Here is a 21,559-nt window from a genome sequence, read left to right on the forward strand (position 1 = left end):
TCACCGGCCTTTTCGGTCGACTATTCATCCATTGGTGCACGCAAAACCTCCTCAATATATATATCATGTTGAGTGCTTAACAGAAGCAATCGTCCCGTCCTCGCTGCTTTGACAACCGGCCGGGTTGGCTCGTCTGGCTGAATCGACATGACTTCGGCTGTCTCACCGTTGGATAGTTTGACGACGGCTCCTGTTTGCAGGCCGACGAGACGGTTCAACAGTACAGCGACGGCGTCTGCGCTCAATCTGCCGGCTTGCTGCCGCAACATCGTTTCAATAGCCCGAAGCGGCGGTTGTTTGCGCCGATACAAGCGCTCTGACGTCATGGCGTGGTACACATCCGCTGTTGCGACGAGTTGGCTGTAGGGGTGAATTTTTTTCGCTTTTAACTTGAGCGGATAGCCGCTGCCGTCGTTTCGCTCATGATGTTGCAAAACGGCTAGCTTCGCTCCATGGCTTAACGCTGTGATCTTCTGCACCATGCGGTAGCCGAGAATCGGATGTTGCTTCACTTCGTGGAACTCCACTTCAGTGAGCGCCGACGGCTTCGTTAAAATTTGTTTGCTCATTTTTGCCATGCCGCAGTCGGACAAGACGCCGGCTAAAACGACTTGGTGGCATTCCCCGCGGCTATACCCGAGCTCCATGGCTAAAAAGCCGGCGAGCAATCCTACACTGACGGCGTGATGATATAAATATTCCTCTTTTGTCGCATAATGGTGCAACGCAAGCAATTCCCGCTTGCAGCCTGTCATGTGTTCAAAAAGGGGAATGACAGCTTCCCTTATTTCATTGATGTCGACCGGCAAGCCGGACCGCCAAGATTGAAACCATGTCTTGTATTGGCGGACGGTCTCTAAATATAAAGAGAGCGACCGTTGATCCTCCGCCGCGGCCGAATCCCCCGGCGAAAATGGTTCGCCGTTTGCGAGAAACGGCTCAATCTCCACTTCCTCTACAAGAAATTTTTCAAGCACTTGCAACAACGGTGTTGTAATAATAGTGCTTTTTGTCATAATCGGCCGTTTCGTTTTGCCGATTACATCTTCAGCAAGCACACAGCCTTCGCGAAGCTGGGAGCGCTTCACGCGAACCATATCCATGTAGCCTCCCCCCCGTCTTTTTGTGGTATTGTCAAAAGTGTATCCTCCACACTCACGGTTTTCCCTTGAGTTTCAACGGTTGAACGAAAAAAAGCTTGCCACCCCCGTTGTTTTCGGCCATCATTGAGGTAACGACACCCAACAGCCAAAACAAAGGAGTGACAAGCTTTGTTACCTCAATTATTAGCCTATTTGCTCGAAATAATCAAGACCCAATATCAAATCATTGTGTATTTGATGGGTGTGATCGTGGGAAAATCCTTGAATCTCGAGGACTTGGACGAACCCATCCAAAAGCCGTACCGGAAACTTCAGGTCGATGACCTTCCGATCATCGATGTGCCGGAAACCCTTGATTACCGGAAGCTGTTGGCAGACTATGAAGCCCAGCACGGACGTCCTTTACGGCCCATCCAGCGCCGCGCGAATGCGAAACACCGTGTTCCGGATTCGTTGACCTGCCCTCGCTGCCAGGCTCCCTCTTCTTACCTGTACGCCAATAACGGCGGAAACGGGCAATACCAATGCAAAGTGTGCCAGTGCCGGTTCAACCACCGAAATCGGTTCACCAAGCAAGCGGTCTTTCGCTGCCCGCACTGCAAAAAGACGCTGGAAAAGATCAAGGAACGCAAAGAATACCACATCTATAAGTGCAAGAACAACGATTGCCCGTTTTACCAGGCCAACCTTCGCCGGATGACCAAGAAGGAGCGCCAACAGTTTCAACAGGATCCTCAAGCCTTCAAGGTGCGGTATTTGTTTCGAGAGTTCTTGTTTGACTTTCTCCCGTTGGCTTCCTCGTCGCCCATCCAACCGAAGGTCGATTTGTCCCGGCTGGCTGCGTCGCCGCACGTGTTGGGGCTCGTGTTGACGTACTACGTCAACTTTGGGATGTCCTCGAGGGAGACCGCCGCCGCCATGAAGGACATCCATGGCGTCTCGATCTCCCATCAGACGGTGCTCAACTACGCCAACAGCGTCGCGCTTTGGATCAAGCCCTTTGTCGACCGGTTCCCGTATGAGCTGTCCGGTTCGTTTTGCGGGGACGAGACGTATATTCGCGTCAAAGGGCGCTGGCATTACCTGTTCTTTATGTTTGATGCCGTCAAAAAGATCGTGCTGTCGTATCGCGTCTCGCCCAAGCGGGACACGCTCTCGGCCATCCAGGCCATCGATGATGTCCTGCGAAAGCTGCCGTCCCTCCCAGACGACTTGTCGTTTGTCGTGGATGGCAACCCGATTTACCGGCTGGCGCAACACTTCTTCGCCCAGCACGGGATTTCGTTTGACGTCCGCCAGGTGATCGGCCTAACCAACGAAGATCCGGTCTCGGAAGAGTTTCGCCCTCTCAAACAGATCATCGAGCGATTCAACCGGACCTTTAAAGGCAACTACCGCCCGACCCATGGGTTTGGTGCGGAAGAAGGCTCGGTGTCCTTTGTGACGCTGTTTGTGGCGTATTTCAACTTCCTGCGCCCGCATAGCGCACTCGAAGGCCGGGTCCCGGTCGTCATCCCGGAACTGGCGGATCTTCCGCATATGCCGGCCCGGTGGACGAAGCTCATCGCCATGGCACAAGCGTTTCTCCAACAAGAGGCGGCCTGACTTTTTTGTCCGCCGGAGCCCGTTGAACAGAACTCCTGCCGGATTCGGCGAAGCGAACCCTTGACCAACCGAACACCGCCAAAGGTAAAATTCGGTCATGGCAAGGGCGGCTTTCCTATTGCCTTCTTTTTGTCCCCGTCGCCCTTGACGACTCTTTCCCACCTTTGGCGGGTGTTGGTCAAGGGCGAATCCGGCCCTCCGCATGCCCCACGATGCTCAATGGTATGATCTGTGTGGAGTTTTCATAGAACTTTTGACGCTACCCTTTTTGTTTTTATCGTAGCACGATTTATCGTGACGGAGGCAAGCCTACGGCTTGCCTTCGACAATCAAAAATGGATGAGCCACTTTTCCTTCAAGGATATGTTAAACGATTTCGTTGCATCTATATAGGCTGCAATAACAGCACTTTCGCAATCGGAAAGCCCAATAAGCGCGTTTCGCTTTCCGATTCGCCGTAAAAACAGACGCACGCATTTTCAAACGAAAGGGCGCCCCGCACCTGCAGGCGGAACGCCATTCAATTAAGCGGGGGTCCCTTCTTCCTCTTTCTCTTCTTTTTCTTCCTCTGGCACTTTGGCAACTGTCGCTACACACTCATGTTCGTCTTCGTCCGAGAGGCGAATGAGCTTGACGCCTTGGGCAATTCTCCCTGTCCTGGAAATATCGTTGACAGCGATGCGGATCAGCACGCCGCCTGTCGTAATGACCATTAAATCTTCATTGCCGACGACTGTTGTCACTGCAACAACAGGACCGTTCCGTTCCGTGACATTGCATGTTTTCAACCCTTTTCCGCCCCGGCTTTGCACGCGATACTCCGAAGCTGGGGTGCGTTTGCCGAACCCCTTTTTCGTCACAACAAGAACATCATGATGGTCTTCCAAGATTTCCATGCCAACGACTTCATCGCCGTCATCGAGTGAGATGGCCTTGACTCCCGTCGCACTGCGGCCCATTGTCCGCACATCCGTTTCTGGAAAACGGATGAGCATTCCTCTTTTCGTGCCGATAATCAAATGTTTTTTACCGTCCGTCAACTTGACGGAAATCAGCTCATCCCCCTCGCGCAAGTGAATGGCGATGAGCCCATTGTTGCGGATGTGGGCGAAAGCTGAGAGCGGAGAGCGCTTGGCGATCCCTTGCTTTGTCGCAAACACGAGATAAAGCTCATTATCAAACTCATTTTCAATGGGAATCATGGCGTTGATCCATTCATCCTTGTCGAGCTCAAGCAAGTTGATGATCGGCAGCCCTTTGGCGGTGCGTCCGAATTCCGGAATTTCATAGCCTTTCGCCCGGTATACTTTCCCTTTATTTGTAAAAAACAGCACGTTGTCATGAGTAGAAGTGACGAGCAAATGTTCGACAAAATCATCCTCGGCTGTATGCATGCCTTGCACGCCCCGGCCGCCGCGTTTCTGGCTTCGATACGTCGATAACGGCAGGCGCTTAATATATCCTTTATGAGTGAGCGTAATGACGACATGTTCGTGCGGGATTAAGTCTTCGTCGTCAAACTGTTCGACAGCCCCCGCAATGATCTCTGTGCGCCGCTCGTCGTTAAACCGCTCTTTGATTTCGGCCAGCTCATCGCGAATGATCTGCAATACTTTCTCTTCGTCAGCCAACACCGCTTTCAACTCAGCGATGAGGCGGAGAAGCTCTTGATACTCCTGTTCAATTTTTTCCCGCTCGAGGCCGGTCAGCCGTTGCAGGCGCATATCTAGGATCGCCTGCGCCTGCCGTTCGCTGAGCGAAAACCGCTCCATCAACCCTTCGCGCGCTATTTCTGTCGTTCGCGAACGACGGATGAGGTCGATCACTTCATCCAAATGGTCAAGGGCAATGCGCAAGCCTTCAAGAATATGGGCGCGCGCTTCAGCCTTTTTCAGCTCAAAGGCAGTTCGCCGGCGGATGACCGTTTTCTGGTGGTTCAAATAGTGCTCCAAACATTCTTTTAAGTTCAACACTTTCGGCTCGCCATCCACCAAGGCGAGCATGTTGATTCCGAAACTCGTCTGCAAGGCGGTATGTTTGTATAAGTTGTTTAACACGACCTTCGCGTTCGCATCGCGCCGCACTTCAATAACGATGCGCATTCCGCTCCGGTCCGATTCATCGCGCAAATCGGTGATGCCGTCGATTTTTCTCTCGCGCACCAATTCGGCGATCCGTTCAATCAGCTTTGCTTTGTTCACTTGATAGGGGAGTTCGCTTACAATAATCGTTTCCTTGCCATTGGCATGCTGCTCAATTTCAGCCTTGGCGCGCAACGTAATGGATCCCCGTCCCGTTTCGTACGCCTTGCGGATGCCGCTGCGGCCGATGATTTGCCCGGCCGTCGGGAAATCCGGACCAGGAATGTATTCCATCAAGTCGGCAACGGTCATCTCCGGGTTTCGGCTTAACGCCAACAGCGCATCGATGACCTCGCCAAGCTGATGCGGAGGGATGTTCGTCGCCATCCCAACGGCAATGCCTGACGAACCATTGACAAGCAAGTTTGGAAACCGTGACGGCAGCACAACCGGTTCTTTTTCTGAACCGTCGTAGTTATCTTGGTAATCGATCGTGTCTTTATTGATGTCGCGCAACAGCTCCATGGCGATTTTCGACATGCGGGCTTCCGTGTAACGCATGGCCGCTGCTGCATCGCCGTCGATCGACCCGAAGTTGCCGTGCCCGTCAACGAGCATGTACCGGTAGTTGAAGTCTTGCGCCATGCGCACCATCGTATCATACACGGCGGCGTCGCCGTGCGGGTGGTATTTCCCGATCACTTCGCCGACGATGCGGGCTGACTTTTTATACGGTTTATCAGCGGTCATGCCGAGGTCATGCATGGCATATAAAATGCGGCGGTGCACCGGTTTCAGCCCATCGCGCACATCCGGCAAGGCGCGGGAAACGATGACGCTCATGGCGTAGTCAAGGAACGACGAGCGCATTTCCTGGCTGATATTGACTTCGCGAATGCGCGATTGTTCATGTTCTGCCATTCATATAAACCTCCCTTTTGAGCCTTCTTCGGCCCGGTCTGCCTTTACAGGGAGCAGACATAGGCGGACGGCGGGCGCCGCTTCGTTTGCGCCCCGGTTGGCCCCGTCGGCAAAAAGAAGCGAGGAGGGCGGCCCCATCCCTCTCTTTTCATCCTAAATGTCCAAGTTTTTCACATAACGGGCGTTTTCTTCGATAAATTGGCGGCGTGGCTCGACTTTGTCGCCCATTAAAATTTCAAACGTTTCATCTGCGTCAATGGCATCTTGCAAACTGACTTGAAGCAATGTTCGCTTTTCCGGGTTCATCGTCGTCTCCCAAAGTTGCTCTGGGTTCATCTCGCCCAACCCTTTGTAGCGTTGGATTGTCGGCTTCGGTTGTTCCGGCAGCTCAGCAAGAATTTTTTCGAGCTGGCGGTCGTTGTAAGCGTAGCGCACTTGTTTTCCTTGTTCGATTTTATAAAGGGGCGGTTGGGCGATGTACACATAGCCGTGCTCGATAAATTGACGCATGTAGCGATAAAAGAATGTCAAAAGAAGCGTGCGGATATGAGCGCCGTCGACGTCCGCATCGGTCATAATGATGACTTTATGATAACGCGCCTTTGAGATGTCGAACTCTTCGCCAATGCCGGTGCCAAGAGCGGTGATGATCGCCCGCACTTCGTTGTTGGACAAGATTTTGTCGATTCTTGCCTTCTCAACGTTGAGAATTTTCCCACGCAACGGCAAAATTGCCTGGAAATGGCGGTCGCGCCCTTGTTTCGCTGAACCGCCCGCCGAATCCCCCTCCACGATATACAGCTCGCTGATCGACGGATCTCTTGACGAGCAGTCGGCAAGTTTGCCCGGCAAATTGGAGACTTCAAGCGCGCTTTTGCGCCGCGTCAGTTCGCGCGCCTTTTTGGCCGCTAGGCGGGCGCGGGCGGCCATCATCCCTTTTTCGACAATTTTTCGGGCAATGGTCGGGTGTTCGAGCAAAAACGTTTCAAATTGTTCAGAAAAGACAGCGTCCGTCACCGTGCGCGCATCGCTGTTGCCGAGCTTTGTTTTCGTCTGCCCCTCAAATTGCGGGGAGGGGTGTTTGATTGACACAATGGCCGTCAGCCCTTCCCGCACATCTTCCCCCGTCAAATTGGCATCATTGTCCTTGAAAATTTGCTGTTTGCGGGCGTAGTCATTGATGATGCGCGTCAACGCCATTTTAAAGCCGGATTCATGCGTGCCGCCTTCGTGCGTATGGATATTATTCACGAATGAATAAATGTTGCTCGTATAGCCGTCGTTGTACTGCAAGGCGATTTCGACAGCGATGCCGTCGCGCTCGCCGGCAATGTAAATCGGCTCTTCGTGCAACACTTCCCGCGTCCGATTCAAATGGCGGACGTAAGAGCGGATGCCGCCTTCATAAAAGTATTCACTTTTCCGGTTGTCAACCCGTTCATCCGTCAAGGTGATTTTCAAGCCGCGGTTCAAAAAGGCGAGCTCGCGCAGCCGGGCGGCCAACGTTTCGTAATCAAACTCGGTCGTTTCTGTAAAAATTTCCGGATCCGGCTTAAAGCGGGTCGTCGTCCCGGTTCGGTCCGTCTCGCCGATGACTTGCAGATCGGTGCACGGCTTGCCCCGCTCGTATTTTTGATAATGGATTTTCCCATCTCGGTATACGTAAACTTCCAGCCATTCCGACAAGGCGTTGACGACCGAGGCGCCGACGCCGTGCAAGCCGCCGGATACTTTATAACCGCCGCCGCCGAACTTCCCGCCGGCGTGCAGAACGGTCATGATGACCTCAACAGCCGGCCGTCCGGTTGCCTCATGCACATCGACTGGAATGCCGCGCCCGTTGTCAGCGACCGTGATGCTGTTATCCTTTCCGATCGTCACATGAATTTCCGTGCAATAGCCGGCTAATGCTTCGTCAATGCTGTTGTCGACGATTTCCCAAACGAGGTGGTGCAGCCCTTTAGGCCCCGTCGAGCCGATGTACATCCCCGGGCGCTTTCGAACTGCTTCAAGGCCTTCGAGCACTTGGATTTGGCTCGCGTCGTACGCTCGCTCAACCCGTTGTTCCATTGTCATGCCAGATCACCTACGCTTTCTTTGAAAACGTTCAACGTTTTGCGGTCAAGAAGGAGCAGCTACCGAACCGGAGTGGACTCGATAAATAGCCGCTTCTTGAATGATATCGTGCTTAATGCCGTCAATGCTCGTTGTGGTCACGAAAGTTTGCACTTTTTTTCGGATCGCATCTAAGAGGTGGGTTTGCCGAAAGTCATCAAGTTCGGACAGCACATCATCGAGCAACAAAATGGGGTAATCACCTAACTCGGAAAAGATGAGCTCAATTTCCGCCAGTTTCACCGCCAGCGCGGTTGTGCGCTGTTGCCCTTGGGAACCGAACGTTTGGACGTTTTTTCCGTTGACGATAAACGCGATGTCATCGCGATGCGGGCCGGCAAGCGTCGTTCCCCGCTCGATTTCCCGTTTTCGCAAGGAAGCGAACGTTTCGCAGTATGCTTCTACTATTCTCGACAATTCTGCCTTTTCTGATACGTCGACCGACGGTTCATACCGAATGCCGAGTTGTTCAGCTCCGCGGCTGATTTCACGGTGGATCGGCATCGCCCACTGCTCAAGCAGCGACAAAAACTGGCGGCGCCGCAACGTAATCTTCGCCGCCAGCACGGCGAGCTGTTCGGTTAATACGTCAAGCACCGCCTCGCCGCCCCTCTCGCGCGTCTGCATCATCTTCAAGCAGTGGTTGCGCTGCTGCAACAGTTTTTGGTATTGCCCCAAATCATGTATATAAACGGGGGATACTTGTCCGATTTCCATATCGATAAACCGCCGCCGCACTTGCGGACTTCCTTTGACCAGATTCAAGTCTTCCGGAGCGAACATGACGACATTTAACTGCCCGACATATTGGCTGAGCCGTCGCTGCTCAATATGGTTGCATCTCGCTTTTTTCCCTTTTTTTGAGATAAGCAGTTCAAGGGCAAGAGAACCGCTTCGTTTTTCCGCTCTTCCTTCTATTTTAGCATACTCTTCATTCCAACGGATAAGGTCTTTATCGTTCGATGTGCGGTGCGATTTCGCCATGGCCAATACATAAATGGCCTCCATCATGTTTGTCTTCCCTTGGGCATTTTCCCCGAGAATGACGTTGACCCCTTGGCTGAAATTCACCATTTCATGTTCGTAGTTGCGGTAGTTCGTTAACACTAAGTCGGTTAAAAACACCCGATCTTCACCTACTCTGCCCGTACAACGACAAACGTGCCGATTTGCTCCACATCCACCCGGTCGCCGTCTTTTAACTTCCGCCCGCGCCGGGTCTCTCTTTCGCCATTGACGAGCACGTTGTATTCCTGCAAAAACCATTTCGCAGCGCCGCCTGTATCAATTAACTGCACAAGCTTCAACAGCTGTCCTAACGTGATCGTTTCCGTTTTAATCGTCACCGTTTGTTCCATCCGTTCATCGCTCGCTTTCCTCTAAGTCGCCTATTTCTTTATTTTATCGAAAACATCGCCCGCCCGCAAAGAAAGCCGATGAAGAGAGTCAGTCAAGACTTTGTGGAGAACATTTTTTCGGTTCACTACGGGTGTTGTCAATCACTAGTTAGCGAACCATTTTCAGGAATTGATATCGTAAGCGCTTTCGGACTCTCATCCCTCATCTTGAAGTGATGATATTGTATTCCATTTTTTTACACCCAACCAAAATCCCGAAGCGCCGACAACGCTTGATGGATCGGCGTCCCGGATGACCGCTGCAGACACGGTAGATTCTGACGCACCACATCTGCCCACAACCGTCCTGCCTTCCGTTTGGCCTGTTCAACCCGCTTGGACTTCGTCGAGGCCGAGGCTGCCGTTCGGGTCTCTTCTTCCTCCACCAACTGCCCATTTCTCCGCCAAATCCCGTCGATTCGGGCTGCCATCGCCCTCAGAAACGCCCGAAGCCCTTGGTCTTTCCAGCTGCGGCGGGATTTCACCCGATGCGCAAACCGGCTCATCACGCTCTCGGCGTGGCCCATCGGACGCATGCCGGTCGTCTCCACCCCTTGCTCCGACAGCCACTCCCGATAGTCCCGGATGCATCCCGGCATCGACTCGATCCGGCGGATCATGGCAGCCATCTGCTTCTCTTTCGCTTCGTCCTCCAACGTGCCGACCGCGCTGTTCAGCTCCACGAGAAGCCCCTCTTCGTCTTGTTTCGCCAGCTTCTTCCGCACCTCCCGCCAACGCGGATGGCCGGACAGACACTGACGCAGCTCCCGCGCCACATGAAATCGATCCAGCTGAAAGCAGGCTCGCTTTCCAAAATACTCCCGGCAGGCTGTGATCCACGACGCCGCGTCGCCGTTGATGATCAAAAGGTCCCGGCACGGGTCATAGGCATATTCGTTCATCAACCACTCTTCAAACCGTTCCCACACGTCTCCCTCCCCTTCATGGAGGTAGTGGCGCCGGTTCACGAGCTCGAGCTGCGAACCGTTTCGTTTCCATCCCTCGTGAACCGCCAGGATTTTCTCTTCTTTCGCCCGTTTCCCTTTCCCCTGGCGGGAAATGAACAGCCCATCCGCCTCCACAAATAGCACTCGGCCGTGCCGTTGGGAAACAGGGCGGTGCAGCGAGACAGGGGCCTCCAGCACCAGTTGGCGAATCGCCTCGTGGCTTAGGACCGCATACCCCACGATCGACTCCAACGTACGGGCCGCTTTGCGGTAGGAAGAGCACTCTACGGCCAACTCGACCGCCGTTTCCTCGAGGCAAGGGCTGATCGACTGCGCTCCATCAAAGCCCAGTTCGGCATCCAGCAAGAAGGTATAGTTCCCCGTTTGCCGGTCATAGTAGTAGTTCCGTCGAAACGTCACTTCTCCAAACAGCGTTTGGATCGTAGTCGGCCGTTTGTCTTTCAGCTGATACCGGCGCTTGTCCCGCGCTTCCGCCAGTTGTTGATCAATCTCCTCCAAAAGGGCCGCCAACAAGACAGCGAACACCTTTTGAAGAGTTCTGACTAATTGTTCCTCCAGCTCTTTTAATAAAGGCCATTCTGTGGTAAGATGTTTCATGGACTCTCTCCCTCCTGTTTTATGGATGTTGGTCATCACCATCATAGCAGGGAGAGAGTCCTTTTTGCATGACATTTGCTTTTTTCTACCGCGCTTCGCTTGGTGGCCCCGACGAGCGTCGCGAACAAAAGTTCGCAACCCTCGTCGGGGAATCATTCCTGAATGTCACCCACAAATATTTTACTCACACCGATGAAGAGAATGGGACGCAATTGTCCCCATCCTCTCCATCGGAGGCATTGCGAAAAGGACGGCGTCCATGACTAGATCGCCTTTTATGCGTTTCCGACATACATCAATATGTTCTTACCGGCAAAATGAGCTGCAGCATCGAGTCGGTGTAAAGCGGACGCAGCACGAACGGGCGCATTGCCCCGGTGAAACTGATTTGAATATCGGTGCCATCAAGGGCCCGGAGTGCATCCATCATATATTTTGCGCTGAACGAGATGTTTAACTCTTCCCCTTCAAGTGATTCGGCCTGCAACTGTTCCGTCACTTTCCCGATTTCTGGAGAAACCGAGGAAATTTCCAACAGCCCTCCCGGGAGCGTCGTCAGTTTCACGACATTGTTTCTCCCTTCCCTTGCAAGCAGTGATGCCCGGTCAATCGCTTGCAAAAACTCTTTCGCATTGACGGTCATCGTTGTTTTGCTTTCTGTCGGAATCAGGCGGGCTGTTTCCGGATAGTTTCCGTCAAGCAGCCGGGAAAAGAAAAGAAGATGTTCCGCTTTAAACAACACTTGGTTGGCCGTTATGACAATATCGACCGGAGCGCTGCCGTCGTCCAAAATTTTGCTCAGCTCGTTTAGACTTTTCCCTGGAATGACGACGTTGTACGACACAGCATGTCCTGCTTCAATTTTTACCTTTCGCATCGCCAAACGATGGCTGTCTGTCGCCGTGCAGACGAGTTCGTTATTCTCCACTTTCCAGTTGACACCTGTCAAGATGGGGCGTGTTTCCGATGTTGAAACAGCAAAAACAGTTTGTCGGATGATTGTCTTCAATAGATCAGCCGGAATTTGAAAGACGTTTTCTTCCTCAATTTGCGGCAACCGCGGATATTCGTCGGCATTTAAGCCATTGAGACGGAATTCCGAGTGGCCTGAGCGGATGACAGTCAAAAAGTTGTCTTCCGTCTCGATCTCGACAGTTTGCTGCGGCAGCTTTTTGACAATTTCAGCAAAAAAGCGAGCTTGCAGCACGATGCTTCCCGGCCTTTTGACATCAACGAGCAGCCGACCTTCTTTTTCAAGCGGAATGAACGACTCGATCGAAATATCGGAGTCGCTGCCTGTCAATGTCACCCCAAGGGCCGTCGCTGTCAGTTTAATCCCTGTCAAAATCGGAATCGTCGTTCTCGTCGATACAGCTTTCATCACATCTTGGACACTTCTTGTCAGCGCTTCACGGTCAATCGAGATGTTCACTTGCTGTTCCTCCTCGTTTTAATGGTGATCGGAAATAAATTATAAAAATATAAAAAATAAAAACCGTAGTACTAGTAGTATGGCTTGTTGGTATGTGGATAACCAAGAAAAGCGAAGCAAGCACAGCTTGCCCACATGTGGATAAGCTGTGCGTAAGACGGCGGCGGTTATTCACAGTTGCTTCAGCTTTTCTTGGATTTCTTTCACATGTTTCTGCAGCTGCGTGTCGGTTTGCAAAAGCTTTGATATTTTTTCATGGGCGTGGATGACCGTCGTATGATCGCGGCCGCCAAATTCGTCGCCGATTTTCGGCAGCGAACAGTCGGTCAGTTCGCGGGAGAGATACATGGCGATTTGCCGGGGGAACGCGACCGATTTTGTCCGTTTTTTTGCCTTAAAGTCTTCAAGCTTAATATTGAAATGCTGTCCAACAACGCGCTGAATGTCTTGGATCGTGATCACTTTGGGCTTCGCGCTCGGAATGATATCCTTCAATGCTTCCGCTGCCAGGTCAGCCGTGATTTCTTTATTGATAAGCGATGAGTAGGCGACGACACGGATGAGGGCGCCTTCGAGCTCACGGATGTTCGAATCGATTTGATTGGCGATATAAAGCATCACTTCGTTCGGAATGTCAAACCCTTCCGCTTTCGCTTTTTTTCGGAGGATGGCGATCCGCGTTTCCAAATCAGGCGGCGTGATGTCGGTGATCAGCCCCCATTCAAAGCGCGAACGCAAGCGGTCTTCAAGCGTCGGGATTTCTTTAGGCGGCCGGTCGCTTGAAATGACGATTTGCTTGCTTTCCTCGTGCAGCGTGTTAAACGTATGGAAAAATTCCTCCTGCGTTTGTTCTTTTCCAGCCAAGAACTGAATATCATCGATTAGCAGAACGTCAACGTTTCGATACTTGTTGCGAAAATCGTCCGGGCGGTTGTCGCGAATGGCGTTAATAAACTCGTTTGTAAACTTTTCTGAAGATAAATAGACAACTTTCGCGGACGGGTTATGTTCAATGACGTAATGGCCGATCGCGTGCATCAAATGCGTTTTTCCAAGTCCGACTCCGCCGTAAATGAAAAGCGGGTTGTACGCCTTGGCCGGGGCTTCGGCGACCGCGAGTGATGCAGCATGGGCGAACCGGTTGCCGGAGCCGATGACAAACGTGTCGAATGTATATTTCGGATTTAACATGCTTTGCGGGAAATCATTCGCTTCCTCGTACTGCTTCCGCTGTTTTTTGGCCGGTTGAAACTCGAGTTCTTCGTCAGCCTGGTTTGGCGGAATGATAAATTTGACGGCCAGCTCTTCGCCGGTAATGGCGTAGATCGTTTCCCCAATTAAATGGGAATAGCGGGAATCAAGCCAGTCTCTAGCAAACTCGTTCGGGGCTACGATGACGAGCGTGTCACCACGCAAAGAGTGGGCTTTCGTTGACTTGAGCCAAGTCTCAAAGCTCGGCTTGCTGATTTTCCGTTCAATTTCCTGAAGCACGCGATCCCATAAATCATGGATATTTTCCACCCGTTGCCCCTCCCTTTTAATTCAGAGGATAATCATTTGTTTAAAAAAATAAGTTTGTGGAAAAGATATATTAAGGAAAAAAGACGGCTTTTCGACAAAACCCACCAACTGTGGACAACATTATAAACAAGATGTGAAAAAACATATCCACAACCTATCCACAAGTGTGGATAGGTTTTTTTATCCACACAGTTATCCATTGTCGACCATAGTGAAAACACAATAATAATAGCAAATAAAACGGCTTGTTGCAACGGAATTTTTTGATTATCCACAAAACGGACAGGCTGTGAAAAAAACGTTATCCACACCGTTGCGTATGTGAAAAAAATGTCGATAAATGTTGTGGATTGTGGTTGGGGACAGAAAAATTTATCCACATCAAGGCCGCCTCAAGAAAAGAGAAAGAGTCAGTCAAGACTTTGTGGAGAACATTTTTTCGGTTCACTACGGGTGTTGCCAATCACTAGTTAGCGAACCATTTTCAGGAATTCATTCGTAAGCGCTTTCGGACTCTCATCCCTCATCTTGAGGCGATGATACGATATTCCATTTTTTTACATCCAACCACCATCCCGGAGCGCCGACAACGCTTGATGGATCGGCGTCCCGGATGACCGCTGCAGACACGGTAGATTCTGACGCACCACATCTGCCCACAACCGTCCTGCCTTCCGTTTGGCCTGTTCAACCCGCTTGGACTTCGTCGAGGCCGAGGCTGCCGTTCGGGTCTCTTCTTCCTCCACCAACTGCCCATTTCTCCGCCAAATCCCGTCGATTCGGGCTGCCATCGCCCTCAGAAACGCCCGAAGCCCTTGGTCTTTCCAGCTGCGGCGGGATTTCACCCGATGCGCAAACCGGCTCATCACGCTCTCGGCGTGGCCCATCGGACGCATGCCGGTCGTCTCCACCCCTTGCTCCGACAGCCACTCCCGATAGTCCCGGATGCATCCCGGCATCGACTCGATCCGGCGGATCATGGCAGCCATCTGCTTCTCTTTCGCTTCGTCCTCCAACGTGCCGACCGCGCTGTTCAGCTCCACGAGAAGCCCCTCTTCGTCTTGTTTCGCCAGCTTCTTCCGCACCTCCTGCCAACGCGGATGGCCGGACAGACACTGACGCAGCTCCCGCGCCACATGAAATCGATCCAGCTGAAAGCACGCCCGCTTCCCAAAATACTCCCGGCAGGCCGTGATCCACGACGCCGCGTCGCCGTTGATGATCAACAGGTCCCGGCACGGATCATAGGCATATTCGTTCATCAGCCACTCCTCAAACCGTTCCCACACGTCTCCCTCCCCTTCATGGAGGTAGTGGCGCCGGTTCACGAACTCGAGCTGCGAACCGTTTCGTTTCCATCCCTCGTGAACCGCCAGGATTTTCTCTTCTTTCGCCCGTTTCCCTTTCCCCTGGCGGGAAATAAACAGTCCATCCGCCTCCACAAACAGCACCCGGCCGTGCCGTTGGGAAACAGGGCGGTGCAGCGAGACAGGGGCCTCCAGCACCAGTTGGCGAATCGCCTCGTGGCTCATGACCGCATACCCCACGATCGACTCCAACGTACGGGCCGCTTTGCGGTAGGAAGAGCACTCTACGGCCAACTCGACCGCCGTTTCCTCGAGGCAAGGACTGATCGATCGGGCCCCATCAAAGCCTAATTCGGCATCCAGCAAGAAGGTATAGTTCCCCGTTTGCCGGTCATAGTAGTAGTTCCGTCGAAACGTCACTTCTCCAAACAGCGTTTGGATCGTAGTCGGCCGTTTGTCTTTCAGCTGATACCGGCGCTTGTCCCGCGCTTCCGCCAGTTGTTGATCAATCTCCTCCAAAAGGGCCGCCAACAAGACAGCGAACACCTTTTGAAGAGTTCTGACTAATTGTTCCTCCAGCTCTTTTAATAAAGGCCATTCTGTGGTAAGATGTTTCATGGACTCTTTCCCTCCTGTTTTCGGTTGATGTTGACAATCACCATCATAGCAGGGAGAGAGTCCTTTTTGCATGACATTTGCTTTTTTCTACCGCGCTTCGCTTGGTGGCCCCGACGAGCGTCGCGAACAAAAGTTCGCAACCCTCGTCGGGGATCATTTCGGAATGTCACCCACAAATATTTTACTCACACAAGAGAAAGGGGCGGTTGACATTTGCTGAGATTGTTCAATATAATGAGAAAGACTGCCCGTAACAGTTATTCCTTCAGGGAGGTGTCATAGATGAAACGGACGTATCAACCAAATAGACGGAAGCGCAGCAAAGTGCATGGGTTCCGCGCGCGCATGAGCACGAAAAATGGGAGAAAAGTATTGGCGCGCCGCCGTCGCAAAGGAAGAAAAGTATTGTCTGCATAATAGGCCACTGAAGCTTCAGTGGTCTTTTTTCTCAATGTTTTGGCGGCGGGAAACTAGGCAAATGGAGTGTTTTAGGGGCATGAAAAAAAAATATCGCATCAAAAAAAACGAGGAATTTCAAGAGGTGTTTCAGCAGGGCGTCTCGGTGGCGAACCGCCAGTTTGTCGTCTACACGCTTGACCGTCCTGAGCAGCCTTATTTTCGCATTGGGCTGTCAGTCAGCAAAAAGCTTGGCAAAGCGGTTGTCAGAAACCGGATCAAACGATACGTCCGCCAATGCTTTCTTGAATTGAAAGAAGAGGTCGCCCCTGGCAAGGACTATGTCATTATTGCCAGGCAGCCTGCGGCGGAAATGGGCTACGCGGAAGTGAAAAAAAGTTTGATCCATGTGCTGCGGAAAGCCGGGGGGCTGAAAAAGGAGGCTGAACGCCGGATTTAGCCTGAAAAAACGCTCTCACAAGGGCGGAAAAAGATGATAAAATACATACAGTGAACTTGTACATGTGGGAGGAAAAAGAAGGTGAAAAGGCGAATCAGATTCATCATTTTGTTCGGTGCGTTAGCGGCTGTGCTGGCCGGATGCACGGAAATTCACAAACCGATCACCCCGGAAAGCAAGGGGTTTTGGAACGAGTATATCGTTTATCCGCTTTCTTGGCTGATCAAATATGTCGCCGGGCTGCTCGGCGGAAGCTTTGGGTTGTCGATTATTGTCGTCACTATTTTAATCCGTTTGTTGATTTTGCCGCTGATGATCCAACAGACGCGCAATGCCAAAGCGATGCAAGCGCTTCAGCCGGAAATAGAGGCGTTGCGTAAAAAGTACAGTTCGAAAGACGCTCAGACACAGCAAAAGCTCCAGCAGGAAATGATGCTCTTGTTCCAAAAGCACGGGGTCAATCCGATGGCCGGCTGTTTGCCGATTTTAATCCAAATGCCGATTATAATCGGTTTTTACCACGCGATTATGCGGACAAGGGAAATTGCCCAACAAAATTTTTTATGGTTTGACCTTGGCGAAAAAGACCCGTACTACATTTTGCCGGTCATTGCCGGGGTGACGACGTTTATCCAGCAAAAGATCATGATGGCCGGCTCCGCTCAGCAAAATCCACAAATGGCGATGATGCTTTGGATGATGCCGATTATGATCGTCATTTTCGCGATCAACTTCCCAGCTGCTTTGTCGCTTTACTGGGTCGTCGGAAATATTTTCTCCATTGTGCAAACGTATCTCATTAAAGGGCCGGAGATTGCCGCCCATTCAGGAGGAGCGAAAAAGTGAAAGAAGTGACCGCGACTGCCCGGACAGTCGAAGAGGCGGTGCAGTTGGCGCTCGCGCAGCTTGGCGTGCCTCGAGAGCGTGCGGTTATTGTTGTGCTCGATGAAGGGAAAAGAGGTTGGTTTGGCTTGTTTGGCGGCCGGCCGGCGGTTGTCAAAGCGGTGTTGAAAATGGATCCGGTTGAGGAGACGGTGCGCTTCTTGCAGCAAGTCATTGCGCATATGGGAGCGGAAGAGGCAGACGTCGAAGCTGTCCGTTGCGGCAAGCAAGTGACGCTCCACATCCATGGGGGGCCGGTCGGTTTGTTGATCGGCAAACACGGCCAAACTTTAAATGCTCTCCAGTTTTTGGCGCAGCTTGTCGCCAATCGCCATGCGGAGGAATATGTGTCGATTGCGGTTGACGTGGAGCATTATCGCGAACGAAGGGAAAAGGCGCTTGTGGAACTGGCGCACAAACTGGCAGCTCAGGCGGTCAGGACAGGCAAAGAAGTGAGGCTGGAGCCGTTGCCCGCCCATGAACGCAAAATCATCCATGCTGCGTTGGCCGGCCATAAGCATGTCTCTACCTATTCGGTTGGAGTTGACCCGCACCGCCTTATTGTTGTTTCCCCGATAACAAGCAAAAAATCGCCAACGAAAAGGACGCCCCTCTAACGAATGTGGAGGAGGCCTCTTTTTTTGCCCTCTTTCGCTTGTGTACTTGCGGCTGCGCGAAAATGGGCCAGCAATATATTTTTCCACAGCGGTTCTGAGCGTGCCATATTGTTATTCACATGTGGATAAGTTAAAATTGAACTAAACAACTATGCACAGGGAGCATGCGGCTGAGAAAGGCTGTGGATATAGAAGAAACGGAGAAAAGCGAGGTGAAAAGCGGTGACACAATTGGATACGATTGCCGCCATTTCAACGCCGATGGGCGAGGGGGCGATCGCCATCGTCCGGCTGAGCGGAGATGAGGCGGTGGAGATCACTGACCGGCTGTTTCGGAGCCCGAGCGGGAAGCGGCTGAAAGACGTCCCGTCGCATACGATCCATTACGGGCATATTGTCGACCCGAAAAGCGGCCGGGTCGTCGAAGAAGTGATGGTGTCGGTCATGCGGGCGCCGAAAACATTTACACGCGAGGACGTGGTGGAAATTAACTGCCATGGCGGATTTGTTTCCGTCAACCGCGTTTTGCAGTTAGTGCTCGCCAACGGAGCGCGGCTTGCCGAGCCGGGCGAGTTTACGAAGCGGGCGTTTTTAAACGGGCGCATTGACTTGTCCCAAGCGGAGGCGGTCATTGACTTGATTCGGGCGAAAACGGACCGGGCCATGAATGTCGCCTTGCAGCAAATGGAGGGGCGCCTTTCCAAGCTCATCCGCGAGCTGCGGCAGACGATTTTGGAGACGCTGGCGCATGTTGAAGTGAACATCGATTATCCCGAATACGATGATGTCGAGGAGATGACGCCGCGGCTGCTAAAGGAGAAGGCGCAATATGTGCGCCGGCAAATTGAAAAGCTTTTGTCGACCGCCAATCAGGGGAAAATTTTGCGCGAAGGGTTGGCCACGGTCATTATCGGACGGCCGAACGTCGGCAAGTCTTCGCTGTTAAATGCGCTCGCCCATGAAAATCGGGCGATCGTCACCGATATCCCGGGGACGACGCGCGATGTCATTGAGGAGTATGTCAACGTCCGCGGCGTGCCGCTCCGCTTGATTGATACGGCCGGCATCCGGGAAACGGAAGATGTTGTCGAACGAATCGGCGTCGAGCGCTCCCGGCAAATGTTGAAGCGGGCCGATTTAATTTTGCTCGTTTTAAACTACCACGAACCGCTGACAGAAGAAGATGAACGGCTGTTTGCGATGACGGAAGGGATGGATGTCATCGTCATTGTGAATAAGACCGATTTGCCCAAGAAGATTGACATGGAGCGCGTGAACGAGCTGGCGGCCGGCCGTCCGGTTGTGGCGACGTCGTTGTTGCGCGAACAAGGAATTGATGAATTGGAACAGGCGATTGCTGGCTTATTTTTCGGCGGCGAACTGGAAGCCGGCGATTTAACATACGTCTCCAACTCCCGCCATATCGCCTTGCTCGAGCAGGCGAAACAGGCGATTGACGATGCCTTGGTCGGCATTGACGCCGGCATGCCGGTCGATCTTGTGCAAATCGATTTGCGCCGGGCGTGGGAGCTGCTTGGCGAAATCGTGGGTGATACAGTGCACGAAAGTTTGATTGATCAGCTGTTTGCTCAATTTTGTTTGGGAAAATAAGCAAGGAGGAAACAAGCATGGATTACCAAGGAGGATCGTATGACGTCATCGTCGTCGGCGCTGGCCATGCCGGCTGTGAAGCGGCATTGGCGGCTGCGCGCATCGGGGCGAAAACGCTCGTCATCACCCTTAACCTTGATATGATTGCGTTCATGCCGTGCAACCCGTCGATCGGCGGCCCAGCAAAAGGGATCGTCGTGCGTGAAATCGACGCTCTCGGCGGGGAAATGGGAAGAAACATCGATAAAACATACATTCAAATCCGGATGCTCAACACCGGGAAAGGCCCGGCCGTGCGCGCGCTGAGGGCCCAGGCTGATAAAGTGCTGTACCAGCGGGAAATGAAGAAGACGCTTGAAAGGCAGGAAAACTTGACGCTGCTGCAGGGCAAAGTTGAGCGGCTCATCGTGGAAGACGGCGTCTGCAAAGGCGTCGTTACGCAAACGGGGGCTCATTATTACGCCAAGGCGGTCGTCATCACAACCGGGACGTTTTTGCGCGGGGAGATTATCATTGGCGACATTAAATATTCGAGCGGACCGAACAATCAGCAGCCGTCGATCAAGCTGTCCGAGCATTTAGAGGAGCTTGGGTTTAAGCTCGTCCGCTTTAAAACGGGCACGCCGCCGCGCGTCAACAGCCGGACGATCGATTACAGCAAAACGGAAATTCAGCCGGGCGACGAAGAGCCGCGGGCGTTTTCGTACGAGACGACAACATACATCACGGATCAGCTGCCGTGCTGGCTGACGTACACGACGGAGGAAACGCACCGAATCATCGATGAAAATTTGCATTTGTCGCCGATGTACTCCGGCATGATTAAAGGAACCGGACCGCGCTATTGCCCATCGATCGAAGATAAAGTCGTTCGGTTCCATGACAAGCCGCGCCATCAAATTTTCCTCGAGCCGGAGGGGCGGGAAACGGAAGAAGTGTACGTGCAAGGACTGTCAACGAGCCTGCCGGAACATATTCAGCGCAAGCTTCTTGAAACGATTCCGGGGCTTGAGAAAGCGCAGCTCATGCGGGCGGGATATGCGATCGAGTACGATGCGATCGTGCCGACCCAGCTCTGGCCGACGCTCGAGACGAAGCTTGTGAAAAACTTGTATACCGCAGGGCAAATCAACGGTACGTCCGGCTATGAAGAAGCGGCGGGCCAAGGCATTATGGCCGGCATTAACGCCGCCCACCGTGCGCTCGGCCGCGAGGAGATCATTTTAAGCCGTTCGGACGCCTATATTGGCGTCTTAATCGACGACTTGGTGACGAAAGGGACGAACGAGCCGTACCGCTTGCTCACCTCGCGCGCTGAATATCGGTTGTTGCTCCGCCACGACAACGCCGATTTGCGCCTGACCGAGCTCGGCTATCGGATCGGCCTCATTTCCGAAGAGCGGTATCAAAAATTTTTGGCGAAAAAAGAGGCGATCGAGCGGGAGAAAAAGCGGCTGCAAACGGTGATCATCAAACCGACGCCAAAAGTGCAGGAAGTCATCCGCGAAGCGGGCGGAAGCGAGCTGAAAGACGGCATCCGCGCCGCTGATTTGCTCCGGCGTCCGGAAATGACGTATGAACATATTCGAAAACTGGCGCCGGCGGACGAGGACATCGCTCCGGAAGTGGCCGAGCAAGTCGAAATTCAAATCAAGTACGAAGGCTACATCCAAAAATCGCTGCAGGAAGTCGAGCGGCTCAAAAAAATGGAAAACAAAAAAATCCCGGAAGATATCGATTACGACGCCATCCAAGGGCTGGCGACCGAGGCGCGGCAAAAACTGAAGCAAGTGCGGCCGCTCTCAATTGCCCAGGCATCGCGCATTTCCGGCGTCAATCCCGCCGATATTTCGATATTATTAGTGTATTTGGAACAAGGAAGAATCGCGCGCGTGTCGAATGAATAAATCATGAGGGAAAGGATTGGC

Annotated in this window: 16 protein-coding genes; 7 read left to right on the top strand and 9 right to left on the bottom strand. The window is 52.6% G+C overall.

What is annotated here, in order from left to right; genetic code table 11:
• Positions 1-20 precede the first annotated feature (20 nt).
• Complete coding sequence (locus NSS88_RS08540; protein WP_055358890.1) at positions 21-1,097, bottom strand: HD-GYP domain-containing protein; 1,077 nt, start codon at positions 1,095-1,097, stop codon at positions 21-23.
• A gap of 174 nt (positions 1,098-1,271) precedes the next feature.
• Here NSS88_RS08540 and NSS88_RS08545 point away from each other — a divergent pair, with 174 nt between their 5' ends.
• A complete protein-coding gene (locus NSS88_RS08545) occupies positions 1,272-2,708 on the top strand; it encodes a DDE-type integrase/transposase/recombinase (RefSeq protein ID WP_289667381.1) in 1,437 nt (478 codons plus the stop codon).
• 524 nt (positions 2,709-3,232) lie between these two features.
• On the opposite strand, the gene gyrA is transcribed toward NSS88_RS08545, so the two are convergent.
• From gyrA to NSS88_RS08585, 8 genes are all read right to left on the bottom strand, one after another.
• Positions 3,233-5,710 carry a DNA gyrase subunit A gene (gene gyrA, locus NSS88_RS08550; RefSeq protein WP_055358887.1) on the bottom strand — a complete coding sequence of 826 codons (2,478 nt, stop codon included), beginning with the start codon at positions 5,708-5,710 and terminating at the stop codon, positions 3,233-3,235.
• Between the two features lie 153 nt (positions 5,711-5,863).
• Positions 5,864-7,786 carry a DNA topoisomerase (ATP-hydrolyzing) subunit B gene (gene gyrB, locus NSS88_RS08555; protein ID WP_055358886.1) on the bottom strand — a complete coding sequence of 641 codons (1,923 nt, stop codon included), beginning with the start codon at positions 7,784-7,786 and terminating at the stop codon, positions 5,864-5,866.
• Positions 7,787-7,831: 45 nt separating this feature from the next.
• Positions 7,832-8,950: a DNA replication/repair protein RecF gene (gene recF / locus NSS88_RS08560; protein WP_033014239.1), complete on the bottom strand. Its 1,119-nt coding sequence runs from the start codon at positions 8,948-8,950 to the stop codon at positions 7,832-7,834.
• Between the two features lie 11 nt (positions 8,951-8,961).
• Entirely contained in the window at positions 8,962-9,183 is a 222-nt protein-coding gene (gene yaaA, locus NSS88_RS08565; protein ID WP_033011987.1) for a S4 domain-containing protein YaaA, read from the bottom strand.
• Between the two features lie 236 nt (positions 9,184-9,419).
• Positions 9,420-10,787 (bottom strand): ISLre2-like element ISGsp3 family transposase, encoded by a 1,368-nt coding sequence (locus NSS88_RS08570; protein ID WP_341083998.1) that lies wholly within the window; start codon positions 10,785-10,787, stop codon positions 9,420-9,422.
• 295 nt (positions 10,788-11,082) lie between these two features.
• The gene (gene dnaN / locus NSS88_RS08575) at positions 11,083-12,219 is read right to left on the bottom strand and encodes a DNA polymerase III subunit beta (RefSeq protein ID WP_033014240.1); all 1,137 of its coding nucleotides are present in this window, start codon (positions 12,217-12,219) and stop codon (positions 11,083-11,085) included.
• Positions 12,220-12,390: 171 nt separating this feature from the next.
• On the bottom strand, positions 12,391-13,740 hold the full coding sequence (dnaA, locus tag NSS88_RS08580) for a chromosomal replication initiator protein DnaA (RefSeq protein WP_033014241.1): 1,350 nt from the start codon (positions 13,738-13,740) through the stop codon (positions 12,391-12,393).
• Between the two features lie 557 nt (positions 13,741-14,297).
• Positions 14,298-15,665: an ISLre2-like element ISGsp3 family transposase gene (locus NSS88_RS08585; protein WP_341082672.1), complete on the bottom strand. Its 1,368-nt coding sequence runs from the start codon at positions 15,663-15,665 to the stop codon at positions 14,298-14,300.
• Positions 15,666-15,947: 282 nt separating this feature from the next.
• Between NSS88_RS08585 and rpmH the strand changes: the two genes are divergently transcribed.
• From rpmH to mnmG, 6 genes are all read left to right on the top strand, one after another.
• Positions 15,948-16,082, top strand: coding sequence for a 50S ribosomal protein L34 (rpmH, locus tag NSS88_RS08590; RefSeq protein ID WP_020961658.1), 135 nt, complete (start codon positions 15,948-15,950; stop codon positions 16,080-16,082).
• A gap of 79 nt (positions 16,083-16,161) precedes the next feature.
• A complete protein-coding gene (rnpA, locus tag NSS88_RS08595; RefSeq protein WP_033014243.1) occupies positions 16,162-16,521 on the top strand; it encodes a ribonuclease P protein component in 360 nt (119 codons plus the stop codon).
• Between the two features lie 81 nt (positions 16,522-16,602).
• A complete protein-coding gene (gene spoIIIJ / locus NSS88_RS08600) occupies positions 16,603-17,367 on the top strand; it encodes a YidC family membrane integrase SpoIIIJ (protein ID WP_055358885.1) in 765 nt (254 codons plus the stop codon).
• Positions 17,364-18,020 (top strand): RNA-binding cell elongation regulator Jag/EloR, encoded by a 657-nt coding sequence (gene jag / locus NSS88_RS08605; protein WP_055358884.1) that lies wholly within the window; start codon positions 17,364-17,366, stop codon positions 18,018-18,020. Before spoIIIJ ends, jag begins: the two co-directional genes overlap by 4 nt.
• A gap of 222 nt (positions 18,021-18,242) precedes the next feature.
• On the top strand, positions 18,243-19,631 hold the full coding sequence (mnmE, locus tag NSS88_RS08610) for a tRNA uridine-5-carboxymethylaminomethyl(34) synthesis GTPase MnmE (RefSeq protein ID WP_082432213.1): 1,389 nt from the start codon (positions 18,243-18,245) through the stop codon (positions 19,629-19,631).
• 17 nt (positions 19,632-19,648) lie between these two features.
• The gene (mnmG, locus tag NSS88_RS08615; RefSeq protein WP_033010846.1) at positions 19,649-21,538 is read left to right on the top strand and encodes a tRNA uridine-5-carboxymethylaminomethyl(34) synthesis enzyme MnmG; all 1,890 of its coding nucleotides are present in this window, start codon (positions 19,649-19,651) and stop codon (positions 21,536-21,538) included.
• Positions 21,539-21,559 lie beyond the last annotated feature (21 nt).

Source organism: Geobacillus sp. FSL W8-1251 (assembly GCF_038005945.1).
Classification (GTDB): Bacteria; Bacillota; Bacilli; order Bacillales; family Anoxybacillaceae; genus Geobacillus; species Geobacillus stearothermophilus.